This window comes from Bacillus sp. EKM202B, assembly GCF_011066025.1.
Classification (GTDB): domain Bacteria; phylum Bacillota; class Bacilli; order Bacillales; family Bacillaceae_G; genus Bacillus_A; species Bacillus_A toyonensis.
The window spans coordinates 1-25,543 of record NZ_JAAMNK010000029.1 but is presented as its reverse complement, the minus strand read 5'-3'; the positions used below and the strand labels follow the sequence as shown (position 1 = coordinate 25,543).

Annotated in this window: 20 protein-coding genes and 4 pseudogenes; 19 read left to right on the top strand and 5 right to left on the bottom strand. The window is 31.6% G+C overall.

The genetic code is table 11. The features are described from left to right. The first annotated feature begins 1,221 nt into the window (after positions 1-1,221). The 3 genes from G9F74_RS24325 to G9F74_RS24315 all read left to right on the top strand — a co-directional run bounded on the left by G9F74_RS24325 (position 1,222) and on the right by G9F74_RS24315 (position 3,880). The gene (locus tag G9F74_RS24325) at positions 1,222-1,590 is read left to right on the top strand and encodes an ASCH domain-containing protein (RefSeq protein ID WP_070189826.1); all 369 of its coding nucleotides are present in this window, start codon (positions 1,222-1,224) and stop codon (positions 1,588-1,590) included. A gap of 663 nt (positions 1,591-2,253) precedes the next feature. Next, on the top strand, positions 2,254-3,441 hold the full coding sequence (locus G9F74_RS24320) for a ParM/StbA family protein (protein ID WP_000798156.1): 1,188 nt from the start codon (positions 2,254-2,256) through the stop codon (positions 3,439-3,441). A 1-nt stretch (position 3,442) separates the two neighbouring features. Continuing rightward, complete coding sequence (locus tag G9F74_RS24315; protein ID WP_000763936.1) at positions 3,443-3,880, top strand: hypothetical protein; 438 nt, start codon at positions 3,443-3,445, stop codon at positions 3,878-3,880. Between the two features lie 64 nt (positions 3,881-3,944). Here the strand turns inward: G9F74_RS24315 and G9F74_RS24310 are convergent, their stop codons facing one another. After that, entirely contained in the window at positions 3,945-5,624 is a 1,680-nt protein-coding gene (locus G9F74_RS24310) for a helix-turn-helix domain-containing protein (protein WP_016107024.1), read from the bottom strand. Positions 5,625-7,134: 1,510 nt separating this feature from the next. Between G9F74_RS24310 and G9F74_RS24305 the strand changes: the two genes are divergently transcribed. From G9F74_RS24305 to G9F74_RS24285, 5 genes are all read left to right on the top strand, one after another. Continuing rightward, entirely contained in the window at positions 7,135-8,835 is a 1,701-nt protein-coding gene (locus tag G9F74_RS24305) for a hypothetical protein (protein ID WP_165406308.1), read from the top strand. Positions 8,836-9,873: 1,038 nt separating this feature from the next. Beyond that, the gene (locus tag G9F74_RS24300; protein ID WP_001077845.1) at positions 9,874-10,170 is read left to right on the top strand and encodes a hypothetical protein; all 297 of its coding nucleotides are present in this window, start codon (positions 9,874-9,876) and stop codon (positions 10,168-10,170) included. A 1-nt stretch (position 10,171) separates the two neighbouring features. Then, positions 10,172-10,357 (top strand): hypothetical protein, encoded by a 186-nt coding sequence (locus tag G9F74_RS24295; protein ID WP_000152456.1) that lies wholly within the window; start codon positions 10,172-10,174, stop codon positions 10,355-10,357. A 100-nt stretch (positions 10,358-10,457) separates the two neighbouring features. Continuing rightward, on the top strand, positions 10,458-11,639 hold the full coding sequence (locus tag G9F74_RS24290; protein WP_144467717.1) for an FtsK/SpoIIIE domain-containing protein: 1,182 nt from the start codon (positions 10,458-10,460) through the stop codon (positions 11,637-11,639). Next, entirely contained in the window at positions 11,578-12,192 is a 615-nt protein-coding gene (locus G9F74_RS24285) for a replication-relaxation family protein (protein ID WP_165406307.1), read from the top strand. The genes G9F74_RS24290 and G9F74_RS24285 overlap by 62 nt, the downstream gene beginning before the upstream one ends. 5 nt (positions 12,193-12,197) lie before the next feature. Here the strand turns inward: G9F74_RS24285 and G9F74_RS24280 are convergent, their stop codons facing one another. Next, positions 12,198-12,428 (bottom strand): helix-turn-helix domain-containing protein, encoded by a 231-nt coding sequence (locus G9F74_RS24280; protein WP_000467336.1) that lies wholly within the window; start codon positions 12,426-12,428, stop codon positions 12,198-12,200. Positions 12,429-13,361: 933 nt separating this feature from the next. On the opposite strand from G9F74_RS24280, the gene G9F74_RS24275 reads away from it, so the two are divergent. The 9 genes and pseudogenes from G9F74_RS24275 (at position 13,362) to tsaA (ending at position 20,130) form a co-directional block, all read left to right on the top strand. Further along, positions 13,362-13,697 carry a hypothetical protein gene (locus tag G9F74_RS24275; RefSeq protein ID WP_165406306.1) on the top strand — a complete coding sequence of 112 codons (336 nt, stop codon included), beginning with the start codon at positions 13,362-13,364 and terminating at the stop codon, positions 13,695-13,697. A gap of 40 nt (positions 13,698-13,737) precedes the next feature. Beyond that, a complete protein-coding gene (locus G9F74_RS24270; protein WP_165406305.1) occupies positions 13,738-14,166 on the top strand; it encodes a hypothetical protein in 429 nt (142 codons plus the stop codon). A 390-nt stretch (positions 14,167-14,556) separates the two neighbouring features. Next, complete coding sequence (locus tag G9F74_RS24265; RefSeq protein WP_165406304.1) at positions 14,557-15,381, top strand: DUF2262 domain-containing protein; 825 nt, start codon at positions 14,557-14,559, stop codon at positions 15,379-15,381. Positions 15,382-15,395: 14 nt separating this feature from the next. After that, positions 15,396-15,713 (top strand): annotated as a pseudogene (locus G9F74_RS24260) (TasA family protein); the annotation flags it as partial. 755 nt (positions 15,714-16,468) lie between these two features. Then, entirely contained in the window at positions 16,469-17,032 is a 564-nt protein-coding gene (locus G9F74_RS24255) for an excalibur calcium-binding domain-containing protein (RefSeq protein ID WP_165406303.1), read from the top strand. A 56-nt stretch (positions 17,033-17,088) separates the two neighbouring features. Beyond that, positions 17,089-17,748, top strand: coding sequence for a class D sortase (locus G9F74_RS24250; RefSeq protein ID WP_165406302.1), 660 nt, complete (start codon positions 17,089-17,091; stop codon positions 17,746-17,748). Between the two features lie 217 nt (positions 17,749-17,965). Further along, positions 17,966-18,859: a helix-turn-helix domain-containing protein gene (locus G9F74_RS24245; RefSeq protein WP_165406301.1), complete on the top strand. Its 894-nt coding sequence runs from the start codon at positions 17,966-17,968 to the stop codon at positions 18,857-18,859. A gap of 436 nt (positions 18,860-19,295) precedes the next feature. Then, a complete protein-coding gene (locus G9F74_RS24240; RefSeq protein WP_016107055.1) occupies positions 19,296-19,598 on the top strand; it encodes an antibiotic biosynthesis monooxygenase family protein in 303 nt (100 codons plus the stop codon). A gap of 73 nt (positions 19,599-19,671) precedes the next feature. Further along, positions 19,672-20,130, top strand: a pseudogene (tsaA, locus tag G9F74_RS24235) (tRNA (N6-threonylcarbamoyladenosine(37)-N6)-methyltransferase TrmO). Positions 20,131-20,726: 596 nt separating this feature from the next. On the opposite strand, the gene G9F74_RS24230 reads toward tsaA, so the two are convergent. Continuing rightward, positions 20,727-21,299, bottom strand: a complete 573-nt coding sequence (locus G9F74_RS24230) for a tyrosine-type recombinase/integrase (RefSeq protein WP_016107057.1) — start codon at positions 21,297-21,299, stop codon at positions 20,727-20,729. A 296-nt stretch (positions 21,300-21,595) separates the two neighbouring features. Further along, positions 21,596-21,793, bottom strand: coding sequence for a DUF3955 domain-containing protein (locus tag G9F74_RS24225; protein WP_016107058.1), 198 nt, complete (start codon positions 21,791-21,793; stop codon positions 21,596-21,598). A 469-nt stretch (positions 21,794-22,262) separates the two neighbouring features. Here G9F74_RS24225 and G9F74_RS30205 point away from each other — a divergent pair. Both G9F74_RS30205 and G9F74_RS24220 read left to right on the top strand, forming a co-directional pair. Continuing rightward, a pseudogene (locus tag G9F74_RS30205) lies at positions 22,263-22,471 on the top strand (IS6 family transposase); the annotation flags it as partial. Positions 22,472-22,883: 412 nt separating this feature from the next. Next, positions 22,884-24,722: a M60 family metallopeptidase gene (locus G9F74_RS24220; RefSeq protein ID WP_185157061.1), complete on the top strand. Its 1,839-nt coding sequence runs from the start codon at positions 22,884-22,886 to the stop codon at positions 24,720-24,722. 284 nt (positions 24,723-25,006) lie between these two features. Here G9F74_RS24220 and G9F74_RS24215 read toward each other — a convergent pair. Next, positions 25,007-25,246, bottom strand: a pseudogene (locus G9F74_RS24215) (DDE-type integrase/transposase/recombinase); the annotation flags it as partial. Between the last annotated feature and the right edge of the window lie 297 nt (positions 25,247-25,543).

The window sequence follows — 25,543 nt, the reverse complement described above, 5'->3', positions numbered from 1 at the left end:
GTTCACGATAAATTTTGGTTTTTATATACTTCAATTCTATATAGTTATTCCTCAACTCAAATTTAAATTTAATTTTGTATAAAATTTAGAGTGTTACTTTCAATTTTTTTGCGTTTAAGGTAATTCCACCATTTCAACAATTAGAAGTATTTATATATTTCTTTGGCCTTACATATGAATTCCAAAGATCCTCGGTATTAATTAATATCAATGTATTGATCGTTATTTTCAAAAGCATCAAAATTCCATCGATTTTTCGGAAAGCTTGGTTAGACGCTGTAACGCCCTAACTTTTTAATATCTTTATATTATAGAACTTAAGTAAGAATGCCTTAACCCCATAAAACAATGAGTTTAACGGACTATGAACGCATAGCGTTCACGTTCATTAGAACGTTAATTTACCACTTCACAAGCGTCCATTCTGTATCCGTTTTATCTTGTTGTAATGAAATTATATATTGAATACTTAAATTACGTTTCTTTATTACAAATATAGAATGCTAGCTTATTTTAAATGAAACTACAAATTTAAAATAACGCATCCCTAAATTTCACAAACAAAGCTTTCTTGATCCTCAACTTTCAGCTTTACCAGCAAATCTTTTATCATTATCTCTAAGCAATCTTAGTACAAGTTGCATTCTTCTGAATAAATGAACCCTCATAAACGTTGATATGAAAGGGATAGTCGCTACAAAAACGGATAGCGTTTACGTATTCTTAAACACTAAAATAACACTTTGATAACGTTTATATCTTAGGGGGTTTAGTTACATTCTCTAAAACATCACATCCTCTTGAAAGTATTAAACTTTCAGATCCAACTAACTACTTTATTAACTAAAAAATGAATTCTAACTTAAATAATTGGGTTGGTTCATATACAAATTACTCGCTCTAATTAATGCTTTCATTATTACTTTTGAACACTATAACTTAAGCGGTCTATCAGTTATTACACTAAATCTAGAGGGTCATGCCGAATGTTATTATGTAAACTGGGAACTCACGTTTATATACATGGATCAGAGAAAGCAAAACATCCTAAATTAATCTATTTAATGGCTTACATGTTCTTCTGAAATATTGACAGATTATAGGGATGAGTGACTAATATCAGTTAATAAGATAGAAGAATATTGGCATATGTACGCGAGAGAAAATGAGTTAAACATAAGTGTTCCAGATGCATAGGTGTTCGGAGATGATTCCAAGGAAATGAGAGATGAATTAAGAAGTTTAATTGTTAAAGGAATCAAAACAGGAACATACGCTGCACATTGTGCTTACGGGCTTGAAGGAGAGGAAATTCAAAAGTTTGGTCAGTACGATATTGTATTGGCTGGAGACAATACTCGATTAGCAATTATAAAATATACAGAGATTGATTTTTTAAAAATGAATGAAGTAACAAGTGATTTTTCCAGATCTGAGGGTACAGGTGATTTAAGCTATGATTATTGGTATAGTGAGCGTGTTGAATTTCTCACTTGGGAATTAAGCCCGTATGGACTTACTTTTGCTCCAGACTTATTGCTAATTTCTCAAACGTTTAGGGTGATGGATGTTTATAAGGATAGAGTATAAATTGAAATCCAAACATGCTTTATTCTAGCTATATACAAGAAACAGGCTGTAAAAATCCGATTTTACAGCCTGTTTCTAAACAACTATTTTATTTTTAAAACAACTTTATTATTCGTTAACAAAAACCTTGCAAACGTTGTTATTAAAGGGATAAACGCCATAATAACGTATAGCGTTTATGTATTATTAAACACCAAATTAACACTTCGATAACGTTTGTCTGTTAGCGGATTTTATACATCCTCGAAAACTTCAAATTCTCTTAAAAAGATTATAATTTAAACTATTAATTCTAACTTAATTCCTAAGAATATCTTAAAGGAATTCATTCAACTCATATAGAAAACTTCTCCAAGGTTTATATAAATGCCTTACAAAAGATACAATTAACTCAGAAAACAATTAATCTAGCAAACGAATTGAACCTAGTTCTGATAAATATAAAATAAATATCTAATTTATATTTATTTTATATAAAAACCTGATTAATTAACTATTAAATTCAAACCAATTCTATTAAATATTAATTTTATATTTAAATTATATCTAATAGATATTTAATTAAGGTTAATTCCTTTCGAAACCTTGTAATCACTCTAATTTTAAGGTATAATATATTTATTAAATATAAATAAAAAATAAATTTTATAGAGGTGATGTATAATGAAGAATTCAAAAGGGAAAACTCTTCATATAGACATTGAAGGCGATATTGGGAACGATTCTTTTAAAGGTTACATTAATGGTGAATACATAAAAATGAAAAACGTATATCAAAGCGTTTACTCAATGCCAAATGTAACAGAAACAAACACTCAAAAAAATGTGATTAATCTAGTAGACAATATGTTTGTAAATATTGCTAGTAAATCAATTAGAAGATCTGGTATGTACTTTATTGGTAATCGAGCTATGCTAACAGGGAAGAACCCAAAAAACATGAACATTAAAGTAGGTCAAAAATATAACGATGATTTGCCGTTAATTAATATGCTAGGACTAATTGCAAATAAATCCGTTCAGCTTGAGTGGGAAAGAACTGAACAACTACCACAATCAATTAATGTGACTGTTGATCTTATTTCAGCTATTCCAGCAAGCCAATGGACACCAGTAAATGCAAAACACCTAGAGCAACGTTTTACTAATTCAAATCATGTTGTAGTTGTTTATGTAGGGGAAGAACAAGTAACAGTCAGCTTAACATTTAACAGTGCAAACATTACCCAAGAAGGCGTTCCTCCTTTATATGCAATCCTTGAAGGCGAAGAAGATATGTTTAGTGACTTTATTAAACTATATAAAGACAAACTTGAGGTAGAGACAGTTGAAAAATCCTTCTTTAAGAACAAAAAAATCTTACATAGCGACATTGGAGATGGAACAACTGAGTATATATACACAGTTGGTGTAAATCCAGTCATTGATGCTTGTAGCGGAGAAAGACGTGGAGTTGGGCATGCTACAGAAGAAGCTGTTAAGCTATTAAACCAAGAACGTGGAACAAACATTAAACGCCAACAATTCTCACAAATCCTTCAAGATCCAGATCATAAATACTATGAAGAAGCAACTGGGTACTTTAATATAACAAAAGTAGAACAAGCTGAACTTATCTTAGAAGATACAAGTGAAAAGTATGTAAGCAATACCGCCAGTGAAGCTGAAATTTTATGTGTATACGGTGGGGGAAGTGTTACTTTTAAAGATGAGTTATATAATCAACTATTAGAGTATTGTGAGCAAGTTGGCATGTACTTATTATGGATACCAGAAAAATATGCTGTAGATATGAATGCTAGAGGGATGCAAGTAATCAAGAAGATTCTTACTCGAAAAAAGGTGAGATAATATGGCTGACAAGAAAAGAGAATCTTTCTTTTGGAATCTCAAAAAAATTGAGAATGAAGAGTTCTTTAAATGGTTTGAATCTCAAGGGAATATAGCAGATTCATTATATAAACTTGTCTGTTACTTTATTGATAAACATGGTTTACAAGATGTTGGTGATTATAAGATTCAACAACAAATGCAAAGAGAGATCTTACTTCAAGATAAAGATTTTTTAAATGAGGTAAAACGGGTCCTATTGAATGATTCAAAACTCATTATCAAAAATGATGATCAAAACATCCATAATGAGATTAAATCTCCTAATGAAGTAATTGGAACTTCTGAAGAGAAACCCGATAATGAAGATGAAAAAAAAGAAGACGTTTCTAAATCTGAAACAAATGTTTTGAATGATGAATATGATGATCTTGATACGGCAAGTTTATTTGGTAATTAGTATGTAAATACTCTAAAAAAAGAGTCCTAGAAATAGGACTCTTCTTTTAGGTTTAATTTTCAACTTACATCTTATCAATGATTAACTGTCGTTTATACCATTGATTTAATTTGCTTCTCGCCGTACTAGAGAGACGTTTTGTTTTTTTATTATAAAATCTAGAAAGAGTAGGCTGCGATATACCTATCTCTAGTGAAAGCTCTCGCATAGTTATATTCTTTTTCATATGCACAAACTCTATTTTCTCCCTAATTACTTGTTCATTTTCAGTTGTATCTAATGGTTTTTCTACAATTTTTATTGGCTGATTTTCCTCATGTATCGTATCAATTGTTTTCTTTTTTGCTAAGTTTTCCATTGAACTAATTAGTTCTTTTGGCGGCAATATTACTATTCCTAACTGTGAATAATAGTTTTTAAACCAATTCTTTTTTGTTAGTTTTTCTTCTTCTAAACCATTATCATATTCCCAATGAGAAATTACCTCTTCTTTTTCTAGATCCATAAGAACATTTTCTAATTGTTCGCGAATACGATTCGGTTTTTGTTTCTGGTTTATCCCCATAACTGCTAACAAACCTTTATCTCCACCTATAGAATAAGGTCTTTGTAAACTAGAAAACATTTGACGTATTCTCCATTGCCATGTCAAATATCGAATTAACCTTTTATGATATTTATGTCTATAACTATTATATTCAAGTGCCTTTTTTGATAATAATGCGGTAGTACTATTAGATCCATATAAATATCCGGATAAGAAACTTCCCGGTTTGATTCGGCACGATTCTATTCCCATATATTCGTTTGTGTTTTTATCTCTCCATAGAACTACAGAATCTAATACGAATAGTCTTTTAATTACCTCACGTTTTACTTCATAATGCTTACCTGTTTCAGCACGATCATTTAATACGACTACTTCATTGTCATCATTTAGATATATAAAAATACTTGCTAGGGCCGCAATCCGCTTCGCTACTTTAATTTTATCTTCTACCCTGTAGTATTCAACACCATTTGCCTTAGCCTTTGAAATACTGCACATCTCTAAAACTTGTTCATATGAAAAATCAATAAATTCATCGGGCGATTTTGCTTCATTCAACCATTGAATCGTGATGCTATCTAAACAATCTGCAGTTAAATCATCCATATTACTCATTACACCATCTACTAATGTATTCCATCTTGCTGCCTCTTCAATATTCGTTAATTTTAGATCTTCATCTTTATGAGAGGAAAGCTGTGCCACTCCATTACTATCCTTTGTTTCAATGGGATATGATTTTAACCGTGTGTTTTCATCTTCTTCAAATTGATTTTTAGCTATTCCATCCCTTAACTTATAATATACTGCGGAGTTATTTACTTCTAAATAGTTTTCATTCAATGTGCTTGCATTTGATTCACTTGTTGCTGTATGCACTTTATTACTAACTGTCTGATTTTTACGAAACTCTTGTTCAATAAAGACACCTATTGTCTCATCAATGCTTAATCTATACTCATCGATATTTCTATATATATCTAGAGGAGAAACACCTTTTCTTTGTTGTTGCTCTAGCCACTGTACGAGCATTGAAAATGATGGAGAAAGGTATTCTGAAGTCACAATTTTACTTTTATCTGCTTCAACCTCAACATAATAAGACACCCATTTTTGCCACAATTGCTCATCTTTTTTATACAATTGTTCCGTTATTGATAGTGCATCTCTAAACAATTGTAGAACGTCTTCCATATAAATTCTGCTCCTTATATACATTTAATTATTCTTAATCTGAACTTGAAAATAATTAGCTATATGATGTTCCTTTTTATAAAAACTAGAAATGAAGTCAGAATATTCCCATTCCCGTTTCGTTGTTAATATGTTAAAGGCTCTAGTTTGCATACTTATAGCCCGCTCTGTAACTGATTATACAAGACTCAAACGATTTGTAAAATCCAAAGTGATAGAACAGAGCACCTTTTGTATAAAAAGATAACATTTTTATAAACGGTTAAACTTTATTTCAACTTCAAAAAAAGATTGCTTCCGTTTTCTTTAAAAATTATTTGTGACAAAATATAGAAAAAGAAAAAGCAGCTAAAGCTGCTATGGAATAAATGAAAAAAGAAAAAATTAGATACGAACAAGTCGCTTTCTTTTATAAGGAAGAACAAAGAAAGAGTGGAAAGCAATACACAAACAGGTAAATCACATGAAGTAAACTGATAAAGAGATTGAAAATTCTGATATTTTAATCGCTAAGGGTTTTTGTTTACTCTTTCTTTGTTGAAATGAGTTTAACATGAAAAATAATATAAATCAACAAAAAAATACAAAATTCTTATAATTACGACATTTTATTCATCTTTCCTTACATTCACGTTAAACACATTGTTACTATGGTTTGAAAAAACAGTTTAATCGTTTTATAACTGGTACTCAACAGTGGCACTCGGCTTAACAAGTCTTGTTTAATGCTTTTATTTTTCGATTACTTCGAACACCACAAATTCATCAATATGAAAATTTATAGTCATATCATGTCCCTTTTTCACAAAACATGAAACAAAAATAACATTATGTGTCTCTTTCTTACTAACTCGAAATTTTTTTCTAATATTGCTTAAACCTTGATATATAAGCTTTTCTATTACAGCAATATTATTAGTTATGAAAATTTATAGCTATATGATGTCCCTTTCTTTTTAGATAAAAAGCCCATTAACCCTTTCATATTAAGGCTTTACACGTTTCTAACTCTATTTTCATGTATTTATGCAACATGAAAACCCATAGCGATATGATGTCCCCTTTTTTTACCAAACATGAAAACTCACCTAGCTAATTCATGTCCCTTTTTCAATTGAAAAATTACAGATAAACCCCATTACCATCACTATTTTAAGAGTTTTTCTTATTTAACTCATAATTATAAACATGAAATTTTATAGCCATATCATGTCCCTTTTTCCTTTTGAAAAACCGATATAACTGTTGATTTAATCATGCTTATACAGTTTTTTTTCCATTTTTCATCTTTTCTACCAATATGAAAATTTATAGCCATATCATGTCCATAAAAAAAAATGAAAGATTCCTGAAAACCCTTGGTACGCAAGGGATTAAAGGCCTTTTCATCTTTTCATTTTTTCTCTTAAAGGGACGCATTTCATCAAATTTCGATTTGTTATAATCAAAATTGATATATTTTATAGTTTTTGGTATTTCTTTCAAGATTTATAGGTAGGAGGTGAAAAAGATGGGAAAATCATTTATTATTCGTAATCAACGTAGTCTAAATGGACAATCCACAAATGCAGTTTTAGTAACACTGAAGTCTTGGCAAAAACTTGTTGAAACTTTCGAAGAGAAATACTACAGCTATAAAGATACATACCTTGAGGATATTGTTGATCATATGACATACGAAGAGCGTATTGCCGATGTGGATGGCTTCGTTGCACAGGCTAAACCATCTTTTTCACGTCGTACACTATCTGCTATTTCGGAAACAATGGGAAGAAAGCATAAATTATATGGCATTACAAACGCAGATCTGGAGGTCTTCTTATATCTACATAAAAAATGTTACACAAATGGAGTCATTCCAAATGTAACAATACATATGATGTGGGAAGATTACAAACTGTATAAAGAAGAATTTGCTTACATACAGCATTCTCAATTCTATATTGCATTAAAGAAATTAAGTATACATAACATTATTTCGATTGAAAATGAATTAGATGGCCGATATACAATTAAATTAACTCATTTTATGAATGAAGAAACTGAAAAGGCCAATGCATATGTTTATATTAGCCCAGTGGTATTTACAAAAGCTTTCTTTGAGTTATCAATTGCATCCAAGAAACTCTTCTTAGATATTGCAATGCAACAGCACAGTGAAACTACACTAAAACGTTCCTTAGACAAACAAGATGAAAGAGGGAATAGAACTCATTTTGGTGGGATGTACCGCTTCTTACATAAAAAATACCCACATCAGATACGTGCGGTTATAACAGAGTTAACAACTGCATTACCATGTTCAGGGACTCCACTATTTAAAATTTGTAAATTACAAAAAGGAGTTAAGAATAAAAAAAGATATACAACTCTATATCTATCCTTACATACCGATTTCTTATGTACAAAAGAAATCGGAGAAGTACAGTATCGTGATCCATTCACACCAAAGCTTACTTATGCTCGTAAAGCTCGTTTTATTGAATCCGTACTACAAGAGATGAGTATTGGAGAATTTACACAAGACATGAACAAATTTATTCATGTGCTAAAACATACATGTAATCGACAAATTCGAAGTGTAATCCATAGCTTACGTGACATGATAGATCGTAATGAAGAATATCCAAGCAAGTTAGTATATACACTGAAGAAATTATTAAATCAAACATCACAATATAAAATTCTTGATACAGCTGCTAAAGAGGGTATCTATCCTCTTATTACACAGCATGTTCCAAAAGAACAAAAAGAACAAGCTGTATTTGATTTCGGATTGCATTTCTCTATGTACTCTCTGCGAAACATCAAAAAGTTGTTCCGCAAAACGTATGAATTACTAAACTCTAAATTTGCTATACCTGTTACAGAGGAATCGTATCACCGCAACTATCTAAAGTATCAAGAAGAAACGTTGTTTAGAAAGTACGCCTACGAACAAGGTACAAACCTAAACGCTTATATGGCTTTAGAAATTGAAATACGTGAACTCTTAAAAGCAAGAGGGCATAAAGAGCGTATTATTCCTAGTGATGTTCGTGAATTGTTCATTGAAAAGATAGATAGATTACCGAAAGAAAAGCTTCGTGTTATTGAAGTACCAGATAGCTTCAATTTAATTACATTTATGCGTGCTTTTGAACAGTTAATACGCGCTGGTATCCAAGTAACAACAGCTGAGCAAGTACTGACAGCAATGAAAGCGAACTAATCATCATCAGCTCTCTATTTTTGAAAAAAATTCAAGATAGAGGGCTATTCGTGTTGATCCGTTTATTTAAAAGAAAGTTACTCCTTCTTCACAATAAGTAACTTTACTCGATTCTATTCATAATAGAGTCTTTTTTTATGCAATCATATACAAAAATAGTATGGTACTTATCTCAATTTCCACATATACTTTCATAAAAAGACGTTATGAGTTGTCTAAATACATTCAAATACCTACAAGAAATCATAAAAAATAAATTAAATTTCGTGGATAAGTAGATAAATAACACATAATGTGAGTAATTTAGTGCAATTATCATTGATATAAATAGCTTATACGCCTTCATCTATCAAAAATCATCAATATTCATGTGAGTTATGTGCTAAATATGGATTATGTTGATTAATTAACACATAATGTGAATCTTTTGTGGGTAACTATAATCAAATTGTGGAGATTCCGTTAATTCATATGAAATTTCACGATTGAATAAATATGTTTAATAATGTATTAATTTGTTTCATTTTTTATGTAGAAATACTAAATTTCATTTATGATTATTTGTAGTTTTTAGAGCTTAATATGGTTTGTTTTTCTGCTGTAAAATTCTACTATTTATGATTTTTTACGCTATGTAATGTTAAAAGGCTTTGTTACAGTAAGGATATACGCACATTTCTCAGTCCTATATAAGTTTTATCTTTATATTTTAAATATATATAAGATATATATTTATATTAGATTTTATTAACTAATATTTATAAACAAACTGATATAGTATAACGATAAACAATAATTATAGAAAAACTAACAAAACTATAGTGTTCATTAAATACCATTGTGTGTTCAAAAATAAATCTATAACTATCCTCACAGTTATTTTTTAAGGCTATAGCAACATGTCAGAGAATTTAAGATTCCTGTCAAACGTCATTCCTATTTTGGAATGACGTATTTTTTTAGGGACAAATTCGAAAACTCATATCATTATCATATGTATTTAGTGTATCTAGAATTCTATATGGATGGTGAAGACATATGAATCAATATCAAATGCTGTATAGTACACCTTATCTGTATTCTTCTCGAACATTGAAACAAATGTACAAAGCTACTAAAAATGAAGAAAACGTATGTGCTATACAAGAACACATGCGACGACATGAAGTATACCTGGACCGACAATACCGAGGGTATTATTATTTAAGTCAAAAAATCGAAGAGGATCTATATGGTGATGAACTGGCTGTCTCCTGGAATCAGCTATTAGATGAATATCAACTTTTTAAGGACGGTAAAGGGAATTTGTCCATTAAACCAAAAGGATGGGGTTAATATGACTATCATTGGAGAGCTAGGGATTGTGTATGGCGTGACGGGAGCTTCAGTTTTAGGAATACAATTGCTGAAGAAGAAAGGTTTTTATCTTCCAGGTTGGTTGCTACGTGCGGGTCTTAAATGCTTACTAATTGGGAGCGTTTGGTACGTTCTAATGGATATTCTAGATGTGTTTCTACGCTAGCATTACATCTGGTAGTTGAAAATGATTATAATAGCGCATTTTAAACAGCTTTTTCTAAGCTTCCATACAGGCTCAACTACCTTAAGGAGGTATGGAGGGAATGTTGTCACTTTTATTAATCCCAGCAACTTTTATAACTGTAGCTTATTTTTACCAAAGTAATGGACCGAATGATAAGAAAAAAATTGCAACGTTTTTTGAAATTACAAAGGTTTGTGTTCAACATAAAGGTGAATTACAATATCCCATTTTTATAAAAGAAATTAAAGATGATATAAGTATGAATTATGTTTACAAGTTACCACTTGGTGTACCTAGTCAACTAATCCAAAAGTTAGCTGAAGTATTAGAAGAAGGTCTATATAAACCTGTTAAAATATCGTTTCATCAAAGAGAGCTTCATATTCGAGTATTTAGCCAAAGAATACCTGAAATGTGGAATTGGTCTAAGGATCTATTAAAAGAGCATACATGGAGAGTTATGATGGGGAAAGCGTTAGATAAACATGTGTATCATGATTTCGAGAAAACACCGCATATGTGCGTGTCGGGTATGACACGGTTTGGAAAAACAGTATTTTTAAAAAATGTGATGACTAGTTTAATTTTGCAACAATCCCAACACGTGAAATTTTTTATTATCGACCTGAAAGAAGGTCTAGAATTTAGTCCATACAAAGAGCTATCCCAAATTGTAGAAGTAGCTGAAAATCCACAACAGGCGTTAGAAATGTTGATAAGGGTACGTGAAAAGATGGTAAAACAGATTGAAATGATGAAGAAGTCCTATTTTACCAATATCATAGACACATCAATTAAAGAACGTTGCTTCATCATAGTAGATGAAGGAGCAAATCTTTGTCCGACACAAGGATTACCTAAAAAACAACGTGATGTTTTATTCATGTGTCAGGAGATGCTATCTGAAATCGCAAGAATTGGAGGTGGTTTAGGATTCCGGCTCATATTTTGTACGCAATATCCAACCTCTGATACATTACCAAGACAAATTAAACAAAATGCTGATGCGAAAATAGGCTTTCGATTACCAACGGCGGTCGCTTCCCAAGTCGCTTTGGATGAACCAGGGCTGGAGGATTTGCCATCGCTGCCAGGAAGAGCGTTATTTAAGACAGATCGTACAGAAGAAATCCAGGTACCTTTTTTAAAGGATAAAGATATGTGGGAGTTATTAAAGCAATACAAGGTGGTGAAGCAAAATGAGGCATCAAACACTCAAACAGAAAGCGAGACAAATCGAGATTTTATCCACTTTGAGTAAGTTGGATTTTTTAACTAGGAGGCAATTACAAGCCATCCACTGTCTAGGGAGTATTCGAAATGCAAATCGTGTATTAAAGGATATGCACTCGTATTGTCACATTACAAAAATGGCTCGTGAACACGTATATTATTTAAATAAAAAGGGACGGGATTTATTAGGAATTACAAAAGAAGTAAAGAAAAGTAGTCAATTACAGCACATATTAATGCGAAACGAAAGCTGGATGTGGCTTGGCTTTCCAGAATGGAAAACAGAAAGACCTATCGAGTTTTCAATTAATGGTCAACGGTATCAGATTATTCCTGACGCAACGTATTTTGAGGATAATGTTCCCCATTTTGTTGAAATAGATCGTATGCAACATATGAAGGCAAACGAACATAAAATACAGTTATATGGCCATATAACAGATATCTACAAAAGACAGAATGCTATTGTTCCAGTAATTAATTTTTTTACATTATCAGACTATCGACAATCAAAGTTAGAGCAATATGCTATAAACCGAAATGTGTTTATAAGAACATTTGTAATGGAAGATATATTTTAGTTGTTTTAAGCATTTATGTCCCAAAAATCATGATAATCAATACGTTTATCAAATTTCCTTAGTGTTTTAATGATTTTAGTTGCGGATGTTAAGGTGGGAATTCGATCTTTCTTATTTGCTAAATCACTTATTAAAGATTTACTTAATCCAGTTCGTTGTACTAACCATTGTTGTTTAATCCCTCTACGGTCTAAATATTCACCAAATGGAGTTCTCTTTTTTCCTAACCCAAACATCGGAATCCCCCCTAAGTAAGCTTGTGGTAATAATAACTTGTCCAAATTTCCATAAATCTAAACTTTTGTTCATAAATATGGAATTATAATTTTAAATAAAGCATAGAATAATATAAAGAAAATCTAAAAAATGTGTAATAATTTTGAAGAATGTAGCATTCATAGTAATAGCTACAAGTTGCTGATACACTATCCTAATGGCAACTTGTTGCAAAGTGTATTCTTACAAAATAAAAAGCTTAAATCCATTGGTGCATAAGGATTTAAGCTTTTTTAAATTTATGAAGAATTGAGGGTGAGTTTAATAAATTAAGAGATATTAAACTGTTCAACATTCGAATTTTGAAGAACATTGTAATTATTTCATAGGTTTTAAAGAAATAAGCATTTCTTTTTTATAACAACCCGTGTATAACGTGTTTAGCATTTTATATGTATTCTTATTCCAAAGAGAGTTTTTAAGCCCATTTGTTTATCCGCCCGAAACTGTAAACTTCTATTAACCCTTCATCGGATAATTTTAATTTCATTTCTATAGTCCATTTGAGTGTTTCTAAAGAATTTTCCGCTGTTCAGTATCCAATAGAATCCACTCTTTAAAATGATCTGGATATGTATCATGCAATGGTTGATTTAGGTTTCCATGTAAAGAGATAGACATGACTTAAGGAGAGGATGTCTATCTTCTTTATTAATCTACGACTTAATTAAATTTCACGTACCGAAATTTAATTAAAAAATGTTTGTATAAACCAAAACAAAAGGTTTATAGTAAGAACAAAGGTTCTGTTTTGGAGGGTGAAACAATGTTTGATTACTCGAAATGAGTTAAGAGTTATTGATAAACATGAAAAGGTGATATGTATATACATCAATCAATCATATTACAGACATAAAACATACATAATTTGAAAAATAGGATAGGTTGTTATATTGAAACGAACAGGTAAAGATGTAATTGGACTGATTGGTACGTTGTTAGGATTACTATGTTCGCTAGTCATTCTATTTCTAGGGAGACTAGCATACGAAATGGGAGAGTTAGATGGAGCTGAAAAAGGTCTTACTGTTGGATGTATGGGAGCATTTTTTTCTATTTTAGGATTCTTTGGTTTTATAAAAGCTAAGGGTGCATGTAAAGAGGCTGGATTTTTGATGATTGTATCCGCAATAGGTTTATTTGTTTGTGTAAATAAAATTACATTTTATCTATTCCCTGGCTTGGCACTTTTACTTAGTGGACTAAATAATATTTTTGGCAAGAAGTAATACAGAAATAGCAAAAAATATTAATTAAGGAGTGGTAAGTGTGAAATATTTTGTATTTGAAGATGATGAATTAATAGGGGGATGTGAAGAGACAATATACGTTTTTGAACAAACCAAAAGAAAAAATAACTACGACAGCATTAATGATTTGGAGGAGTTTGCAGTACAATGCCTATTCATTGAACGGAGAAATACACATTGGTATTGGTATAAAGGAAAAAATGAGATAGAAATGACAATGCAGGAACTCGAAGAGAGGATTAGAGCAGAACTAAAAGAATTGAAAATGATATCCAAAGAAGAATTTACAGAAGTAAGAAATAGATATTCTCCTTATATCAAACCTATCGAGTTTCCTCGAAGTGGAATCAGATCTGCATATGCTTATGAACCAAACTGGAATGATGTGTTCTTTGTTATGGAAACAGAAGAAAGTTATTTTGCCCTTTATTGGTTCACAGGGGCGTGAAATTCACACACCCTTATAATAAGCATTAATTCTAGATTCACTTAACAAGTTATATTTTTTAATAATTTTATTTGATTGTTTTAAAACATCACTATGTTGTTGAATATAAGCCTCTTTAAATATATCTAAGAAGACATACTTACTATCCTCTTCATCTATCTCATAAGAATTCCGGTCTACAGTTAAATAAGTAGCAGTACACTAAACCCTATTATAAAGTAATAAATTACTTTGGATACAGTATTTTGTTACAATGAATTCAAGAGTTATGAAGCTCATTATTTTTAAATACAAACGTGATTTCAACGTTCTTTTTTGTTACAAACATAGACCAATTATAATAAAACAGGAAAACTCACAAAGTACTTATGCCTGTGGGTGACGAAGGGAATGTATACGAAATTGAGTAAATCAAGTGAAATAAGTAGATTTGAAAATAGATTCTCAGAAAACGTGATTGAAATAGCAGCTGTCACAGGGGCATTAGGAATTGGTGCATCAAAAGGCGGTGACAACATTTTATGGACAGCGTCAATTGATTTGATTGCGTGGAAAAACTTACATAACAATGAAACGATTACAAAAGAAGACATACGACTCGCATGGTTGGTTGATGATGAAGAATGGAGAAAATCAAAAGACATTTTGACAGCAAATACAGTTGTAACATTACAGGTGCGCAAGTCAGAAAATTCAATGATGCTTGTTAAGGTTTTGGAAACACCATATAAAGATGATGAGTTGGAAATCATCTTACAAGATGCGATGAAACCGGTTTTTTATGATGATGGGATCTTGGGTGAGTTTGAACTTGATAAAAGAGTGAAAACTTTTGAAAAGAGAATGTCTTGGGCTGGTGAAGAATGTCATTTATATTTTGATTGGAATGAAGACAAACATATGATGAAGTCTGCATTGGAAACAGCACATGTACTTTTCAAAGAGCAAGATGAATGGAACATGAAAATGAAAATGTACGCCGCAAAAGAACTGGTAGAGTTAGCAAATGAATGGCTACAAGATGATGATGAAGCGGAAATCGACGAAATTACAAAAGAAATGTTCATCGATTCCATCACATTAAGCAGCTTAAGCGTTTATTCAGAAGGTGATTTTGAAATATTCTTTTTGGATGGAGATATATTTTGGGGACATTCCATCATTGTAAGCGGTAATATTCATGAGGGGCTCTCTTCGGCTGAGATTGCAGGATAAATTGAAACTTCCATTTAAAACAAAATAACACTACAGAAGATTTCGGTAAACATATTAAAGTACAATTTCTTTTGGATTGGGATCCTGCGAAAAGCCCTGTATACGAGACAACTCTTGCAGAACTAAAATCACAAAGCCCAGAGATTGCCTCCAAAAAAGTATTTCATTCTAAGTGGACTGAAACAGGGGGATTAAAACCTGGGAAAATGGATTGGTTTTGGATAAAATTTGTATTTGAAGACAACGGCACAGATCAGAACGTGTTCCAAGGGGATAGTATTGCGCTAAAAATGGAGTTCCAAGCCAATCAAACAGATGGACAAGAAAGATAAATTTAAGAGCATATTACTGGTAAAAAGTAAAACTGAGCTAATGCCTTTTAATTATTTAAAAAATTTTAGGTTATTTAAAATAAAACACAAAAAGAACTTGTAGGAATCCCTACAAGTTCTTTTTTAGATAATGTAAAAAAGGTGAAACAAACTATCTCATAATTTGAATCGGAGCAAACACTCTAACTACGGGTTGCCTTCATTATATACCAAATCTTAAAATGTGAAGTTATAATATTTGAAAATTATGTGAATTCAGAGTGAGAAAATAAAACCCTGATTATAATTCTTAAAAATATCCAAAGATTTTGCAATTAGACTATTAAAAAAAGTCCTATTTAAGATATTTCTATAATGAAACAAGACACCTGTGAAGGTGTTTTTTCATCTCTTCTTATTAATCCTAGGTAGAATAATATTTATAACAATAATAGGTAATAGGTAATAGGTACTCTTAGGTTAATGGCAATATGATAATCCCCAACAATGAACAAAACAATTTAACATGGTAAAATAATATTTGGATGGGAGTTCAATACATATTATTAAAATTAAAGTGGTTCAAGTCGGAGGAAGGCACCTTAGGGTGTCTTTTTTTATTTCCTTCGACATAATATGACAATATACGAATTAATAGTTTGTTATTATTATCTAGAAATCTTACATTTATCTACAAAATATTATTATATTTTTAATTTTTTAAATGTAAAACATTTCAATGTGAATACATACCATTTAGGGAGATGGAGAAAATTATGAAAAAACTATTAGCTTCAGCAACAGCAGTTACATTATTAACAGTGGGGTACAGTGCTGCTGCATTTGCAGAAAAAAATCCAAACGACAAGAATTGCGGTCACTTTAAAAACAAACAAGAAGTTATGGAATTCTGGCACAGCAATGGATACAGCGCAACTAATGATCCTCATGACTTAGATCGTGACAATGACGGCTTACCTTGTGAAGTTAAAAAAGGGGACTATGATCAATTTTTAGCTAGCAAGCAAACTACTAAAAAAGATGAAAATAAACCTCAAGAACAAACTAAGCAAGAACCGGCTAAACAAGAAAACACTAAGCAAGAGAATTCAAAACAAAACAATCAAACAACGAATAATAAACAAGAACAAACTAAACCTCAAACAACTGCAAAAGAAACAAAGAAAAATACTAATACAGTTGTGAAAAAAGAAACTAAAAAACAAGGTGAAAAATTACCTAATACAGCATCAAACGGTGTTACAATGATGTTAGCAAGCTTAGGCTTAGCATTAGCTGGATCTGTATTAATGTTCCGTCGTAAAAAGACAAACGCATAAAATAGTTCCTTAAAACGGCAGGAGAAATCCTGTCGTTTTCAAATGGAGTGATAAAAATGAATAAAAAGCAATGGATAGGCTTAAGTTTAACTATTATTGGACTTACTATCTTTTCCTATTATTTTCTAGAATGGTACGGTGCTAGACAATCAGCAGAGTCGCTAACGACCAACGAAGCGAAACACTATGAGACCTCCACACCTTCTAAAGAAAATGAAACAACAAACATCAATCAAACAGAGACAAACACTGAGACTTCATTACAACCTGAAGAACCTGTACAAATTCCAGCTTCAACGGTAAACCATCAATTAGGAGATAAAGTGGCATATTTAATTATCCCTAAAATACAAAAAAAATACTCTGTATATTGGGGAGCTGACGATAAAGTACTGAAAAAAGGTGTAGGTATGTTTGTTAGTGATTTAACTACTACACCATCTGGAAATGGGCATACAGTTTTAAGTGGGCATAGAGATACTGTTTTTACCGAGCTTGATCAACTAAAGGAAAATGACCAACTTATCGTGGAATATGAAAATAAAACATATACATATAGAATTAACAAGCATTGGATAACGGATTCAGAAGATCGAACAGTTATTGTAGACAAAAGTGAGCCAACATTAACATTAACAACTTGCTATCCTTTTGACTATATAGGAGACGCTCCAGATCGGTACATAATTGAATCATCTCTACTTTCCATTCGGTGAGGATGGGAGTCCAATACATATTATTAAAATTAAAGTGGTTCAAGTCGAAGGAAGGCACCTTAGGGTGTCTTTTTTTGTACATAAAAAAGCCTCACCATCTTATAGAAACAGTAAGTCCTTGAAAATAAACAACGATTGCAAATATATTAATTTTACATTAGATTAAAGATTAGCGAATATTCGTATACTAATTAAGTGCTAAATAGTAGGTGAAAAAATGGAATTTTACGATTTGGGTATTACCATTAAAGAAATTAGAATTAAAAAAAACATATCACAATCCGAATTATGTCATGGAATATGTTCACAAAGTCAAATTAGCAAAATAGAAAAAGGTATGATTTATCCATCTAGCATATTGTTGTATCAATTATCTGAACGGCTTGGTATTGATCCAAATAATATATTTGCACTAACTCAAAACAAGAAATTAAAATACGTAAAAAATGTAAAATACGTAATGAGAGATTGCGCAAAGCAAAAACAATATAAAGAACTTTATGAAATAGTAAAACAAGAAAAAAAACAAAATAATTTTCAATCAAAAGAAGATAAACAATTTCTAATATGGCATGAAGCAATTGCTATATTTGAGGTAAATAGATCAACAAAAACTGCTTTAACTCTTTTAAATCATGCATTAGAACTAACTTTAACCAATTCTGATTTTTTATCAGAAAGAGAAATAGATATTATGCAGACAATGGCTATATTTTATGCAGAACACAAAGAATATGAAAAAAGTATTAATATATTAAGAAGATGTTTAACCAATTTTAATAAGTTAGATTTTCCTAGAGATAAAGAAATTAAATTAAAAATCATTTTAAATTTAGCAAAATTTTTGGACCTCACATATCAACATGAAGAGGCAATAAAATACCTTGATAAGGGCATCAAATTAGCTATTAATCTAGACACTTTATACCTACTAGGTGAACTATACTATTTAAAAAGTCAGTATTTATTAAAGATTAAACAACATAATGAAGAAGATGTTGTTAATAACATGAAAAAAGCATTATTTATATTTGAACTAAGAGAAAAAGAACATTATATACAAATGATTAAAGATGAACTTATTGAAATACAGAATAAAAAACACTCATAATTTCGTAAAAACTACTTACAAATCCCACAGGAAAAATCCCTATAGTTTTTAAACTTAAAACTATATTATTAAAATTAAAGTGGTTCAATTCAGAGGAAGGCACCTTAGGGTATCTTTTCTTTATGCATTAAAAAGGTTTCGACAGCATTCCGTAGAAAAAACAAGCTAAGAGTATGCAAGGTTTTATACAGTTTTTCGACGAACCCAGTAACAAACGAGAACCCTAAATCCGCGCCAGGATAGGAATGTATAAAAAAATGAATAGCTTTATAGAAAATGAAAAAGGGGATTCCCTGTGAGAGTAAGGGTCCGCCTTTTTCATTGCTACCGATAATGAGACGTTACGTTAACTTGCCGTGTATATGTTATACATCAAAACTCCTCATCTAGCGTTCCTCCCACATGGTACAATTAGGAAAAGGAGGAGGACTTCAAAATGATTTTAGAAGCAGTCATGTTGCAAGTAAAAGACGGTATGGAGACGGAGTATGAATCGGTATTTAAGCAAGCATCCTCAATCATCTCTTCCATGCAAGGATACATAAATCATGAATTACAACGCTGTATGGAGCAGAAAGGAAAATATTTGCTCCTTGTGCAATGGGAAACTTTAGAAGACCACACGATAGGATTTCGTCAATCTGAACAATATCAAGAGTGGAAAGCATTATTGCATCACTTTTATGATCCATTTCCAACAGTTGAACACTTTGAGCGTGTAGAGTTATCACGAAACTGAACTTGACCGTCTATTAATACTTGAAAAGTAACTTCCAATAACGAGAGTTATGTAAAGAAAGAAGGAACAAAATTTGAGTTTAATAAATATGTCTTCTATAGGCGAAGTAACATCAATTATTGATGAAAAGGTATATGAAAAATGAGGAAAAATTGTTTCTACTATCATAATTAATCCAGAATATAAAGAAGGACTAATTGGATTAGAAGAATATTCGCATGTCATGGTTATCTTTTTTATGGATCAATTTAAAGAAGAGAAAAATCAATCTTGGATTAGAAAACCAAGAGGAATTGAAACTTTAGCCAAGAAGGGTTGCTTTGCACAAAGAACAAAGTATCGTCCTAATCCTATTGGGATTTCTACAGTTGAGATATTATCAATTGATGATAATGTAATTACCGTAAAAGGATTAGATGCTAATAATAAGACACCAGTATTAGACATTAAAACTTATATACCAGAGTTTGATTCAAGAAAAGACACTTGTGTTCCTGTATGGATGAAAGAATTAATGAGGAATTATTTCTAATTTCTTTATTTAATATCAATAATGATAAAAAGCTAGCATAGAGCTAGCTTTTTTACTACCGATAAGTGGTGTTATATTAACCTATGAAGATAATGTCTAATTTATCAGAATTTTGTATTTTTTTGTTGATTTATGTTATTTTTAATGTTAAACTCATAACAACAAAGAAAGAGTCAACGAAAACCCTTATAGATTAAATTTTCGGAATTTTTAGTCTTTATTATCGGTTTACTCCATGTGATTTACACGTTTGTGTATTGCTTTTCCACTCTTTCTTTGTTCTACCCTATAAAAGAAAACAACCTGTTTTTATCCAAGTTGTTTTCTTTTGTAAAAATGTAATTTGTTGTTTTTATAAGAGTTGGGATTACTATTTTAAAAGTTATTATGGTTTATAGGGGGGCGATAGCTAATAGATTGGATATTTAATGAGGAATTTGCATTACAATAGAGTGAATCTAGAAAGAGGTGAAAACTAAGAAATTCGGATGTTAGTTTTTTAATTTTGGAAAAGGAAGTATAAAAATATAGTGGATATACAATTAAAATAAGGGAATGCAGTATAGATCAGTATACAAGCATTCCCTTTTTATTTTTTAAATTTGAAATGTATTTAAGATATTATCTTTTTCTTCTTTATTGATACCAATATATTTAAGTGTAATTTGTGGTGTGCTGTGATTCAAGATTTCTTGCAACATGGCTACATCTTTTGTTTGTTTATAGAACCAATAACCGAAGGTTTTGCGCATGGTGTGAGTCCCGATGGATTCTATACCGGCAAAATCTCCGGCTTTTTGCAATTGTCGATAAGCCTGGATCTTACTAATGGGTTGATCTCCTTTTCGTGAAGGGAATAACCAGTTACCTTCTAGTGTTTGGGCATACGAATAGATTTCATCAAGAATAGAAGTAAGGTTAATCATGCGTTCTTTCTTTGTTTTTCCGTCCTTGATTTTGAATTCTTTTCTCTTTTTTCGTTTTAGCTTTACTACGGTTTGTGTTTCAAGTTGAAGTAGATCACTAACACGTAATCCGGTATGAATACCGATCAGAAAGAGAATATAGTCTCTTTCTGAACAATGACGTTTAAGAGCCCATTTCATATCTTCGATCTGTTCTTTACTTCTGATGGGTTGGACATCTATGAGATGTGGTTTTTTATTCATGGATTTATGACCTCTTAATTTATAGTGTTTTGAATGTATACTTTTGTTGTGTATTTTGAGGATATCAGGAGATTTGGTGTGAAGTCAATGTTTACGGTGATTTGAATGTAAACTAACATTCAAAAGTTTACATTCGATTTTAAAGAAATTATAACCAATTATGACACTATAAGGGGCTAGTCTCTTGCTTTGCTTTAACCAAATAGCTGCCTCACAACCAAATACAATGGGAAAACCATAAAAAATAACTTCTCACGAGATTTAAAAAAAGAGCCTAATTAAGGCTCTTTTTTAGTCTATTTATTAACTTTTTTAATTTTACTTACAAAAAGACTAATTATACCGATAGCTAAAAATGAATAACCCATTGGTAGTAAATAGAATGGTTCCACAAGAGTACCATCCGATGCAACTTTAGATCCGATAGTATTATAACTAACTACACATCCTATCCCTAGGATGAATGGTATTAAAGTTAAAATATATTTTTTCATTTTAAAACCTCCGTATGTAAGGATTGTTTGATGTAAAATAAGTGATTCATAGGTTAGTAAGGTTGGAGCTACTCCTTTATAAATTATTTAATTATAAAGGATAAAATTCCAGCAATTATGCATGTAATTCCGCCTAATAACTGTCCTATTCCAGTGATTTTGTCTAAAAATGATTCATATGTTTTCGTACTATATATACCCCATAATACTAAGACTACTCCAAAAAGTATAAATGCTAGTTTTACAATCATCGTATGGTTACCTCTGTATAATATATTTTTTATGTATTTCTTATATTTTTATTATCACATTGAAATAATAGTTAAACTATCTAATATCCATACATAAAGGTGACAGTTTTGTAAGACTATATAATTAAAAATTGGAGTATCACCACATTGCCATCAAGTTAAGAAATCCGTTATTCTTCAAAACGAAAAAAGGAAATGAACTCTTGTAAATAAATAGCTATCTCAATAACCTCATTGTTCAGGTTCATCGACATGTGAAACGTCGTTTCGCTCGTTCCTTAGGATTTTCAAAGCTTTCGTCATGCCTCACGTACGATCAAAGGAATAGAAACGCTTCATGCTATATACGCCGAAAAGACGAAGCCTTCAATTAGACTCCTTCTTTTCGACGTATAACGGATTACAGAATTTATTAACGTTTTTATAAAATCGGAACTCAATTTTCTCATATCTTTATGTGTTAAAAAAATTTGCAACAGAACCTCATTTTTCGCTTTACTGAATTCAAACTTGTTTAAGTGATAGGCGTGAGACTCCTATTTTAGTAAGGCGACAAAAAATGTCGGAAAATAGCTGGAATTGTCAAATTTTATTGCTATATGACTTGTTCGATGTTAAATTCATAGTAATAAGAAAATAAGGAAATGGGTTCGTTCCATTCCCATATCCTACCTTTCGTAATGATTTATTATGAACACGGATGGAGATTTCTTTCTTCGGATATGTTTTATATTTATCAAACTATAGGAAAGTTTATGAGTACTTATTTCTTAATTTTCAAAAAAATTAAACCGACAGGAAATCGAAATCAATTACATTCATTCAGCAAAAGGATTTTAATGGAACGTATTGAAAAGGAAAGGATGATTTACATGAAGAGAAGGAATAATTATATGTTCCAAAAACCGATGAAAGTACTTGCGACATCTGCTATCTTGGCAACTACACTACTTACACCTACTATAACAAATAGCTTAACAGTTCAAGCTGAAACGGTTGCTGCACAGACTACAAACCAATATGAACAGAGGGAGTTTGAACTTCCGGGTACAGGAAGTTTTAGTAGTGAAGCAAAAAGAGAAAGAAGAAGTGAACAAAAAAGCTATATGCCAACAGGAATCTATGTAAAACCGAATGAACAAGTTACAATTGAAGTGTCGGGAACGCAAAAGATTAGAGCGATTATTGGGACGCATCAATATGATAAAGAATGGGGAAAAGAAGTTAATCTATCTCCTGGTTCTAATACCATCTCCTCTCCAAACGGTGGTTTATTAGGATTTGATAACCCTCAAGATACAGGAACAGTTAAGGTGAAAGTAACACAAGGCGGGAGCCCTGTTCCATTCTTTGAACTAGGGAAGCATACGAAAGAAGACTGGATTACGATGATGAACAAGTATCCAGATGCACATGCGGTACAATTGAAATCAGAAAAATCAGTACTTACTGTTACGCAGGAAAGTGCCAAGAAATATATTGTGGATCAAGATCCTGTTCCTCTATTAAAAAAATATGATGAAATGATTCGAGCGCAAGATAAGATATCAGGGTTATCTGAAAAAGACCCGAATCCTTTACATCGTTCGACTCGTCGCATTTGGGCTTTTGTAGAAAATCCTAACAAATCAGATTGGGGCATGTATGCCGGTTGGGATGGAGCTGTATTTACTACTGCCGGTAACGCAATCGAAAGTGCTTTAAATGTAAATAAATTTAGTTGGGGACAAATGCATGAAGCAGGACACACAAGAGAAATAAATCCTTTGACGTGGACTGACCTTCACGGTATGGTTGACGTAACTACTAATATATATTCTTTAGCTGCACAAAAGCAATTATTCCCGAATCAACCAACACGTTTAGAAAAAGATGGGGTTTACGATAAAGCCTTTGCATACTTAAAACAAACAGATAAAGACTATAAAAATATTAATGACTTGTTTGTGAAACTTGTTATGCTTTGGCAACTTAATCTAGCATACGGTGAAGATTTTTATCCGAACCTTCACAAACTATATCGAGAGTTACCAGAAAATCAACTTCAAAAAACGGATGAAGAGAAAAGGCAAGCATTTATTTATAATACATCAAAAGTAGCGAAACAAAATTTACTTCCATTTTTTGATCAATGGGGGCTGAAAGCATCACAAGAAACGAGACAAAAAGTAGAAGATTTAAATAGCCCAACATTAATTGCACCTATATGGGAAGCGACGGATACTAAACCTGTTAAACCACTAGCTGTATTGTCTAAAAAAATAATGAAAGCAAGTGCAAACAGCGAGGAATCATGGCATGATCCAGCTAGTAATGCAATTGATGACAATCCAAACACAATTTGGCATAGTAAATGGAGTACGAAAAATCAATATCCATACAACTTAACGTTAGATCTTGGTGAAACGAAAACGATTAATCAAGTAGCGTGTCTCCCGCGTCAAGATGGTTCGAATAATGGCCGTATTTTAAACTATAATATTTATACAAGCATGGATGGTAGTAACTATCAAAAAGTAACTTCTGGAACATGGGAAAGTAATGAAGGGAAAGAATTTGCAACATTTGAATCTGTTTCCGCTAAATATGTAAAAGTGGAGGTAACGAACGGAAAGAATGGATATGCTTCTATAGCAGAAGTAGATGTTCTAACTGATTCTTCACCTGTTAAACCATAAGTAGTACCAAAACATACAATGTGTAATTTTTAAATAAAGTTTGATAAAAAAGCTTGCTTGATTAATAATCACAAGCTTTTTTTGTTTCTTACGAACCGTTTTGAAAAAAGTTTACATCATAGGTAAGCCACTCCTAATTCTCCCCTAACTGTGGGTTTGAAATAAAGTCGTATCGTTTATAAAAAAGATGTACCATTTAAAAGAAAGTTATAGCGTTGGCAATAACACCCAAGTTAGATATCTCAATAATATAGTGGAACAAGATTATTGAGATATCTAACTTACCTTAGTTGTATGCCTTCAGGCATATATTTCTCTTCTTTCAACGCTTGAATTGCTACAGAATAGGCAGGGTTTTTATCTACTGTTATCACACGAGGTTTAGAAATGTACAAAAAAGCCAAGGCTTTCTTGAAAAAGCGCTTGGCTGCTTGTTTAGCCCTTGATTTACTTAGATGAAAATCAAGGGTATTCCCTTCTGAATCAACGGCACGATATAAATACATCCATTGCCTTTTCACTTTATTGAACTACTCACCACTTAACGTCCTTACGGACTGTTTGAAGTGGGAGATTCCTGTGAACACCGATGTATCCACCGGTTATCTTAACAGGCTCTACCCGTAGTCCCTACGGTGAGAACATAAGTATCTTGTACGTTGACTCACCACACTACCTACTTTGGCATGGTTTTCGCAACTTCGGCAAGCGTGGGTCGATAGAACGTTGAAGATTTTACGGTTGCAACGTTTTTCTGCAACCAACCTCATATCTTCAGTTTTCGAAGAGCAATCTGTACAAGTAAATGATAGCAAACATGT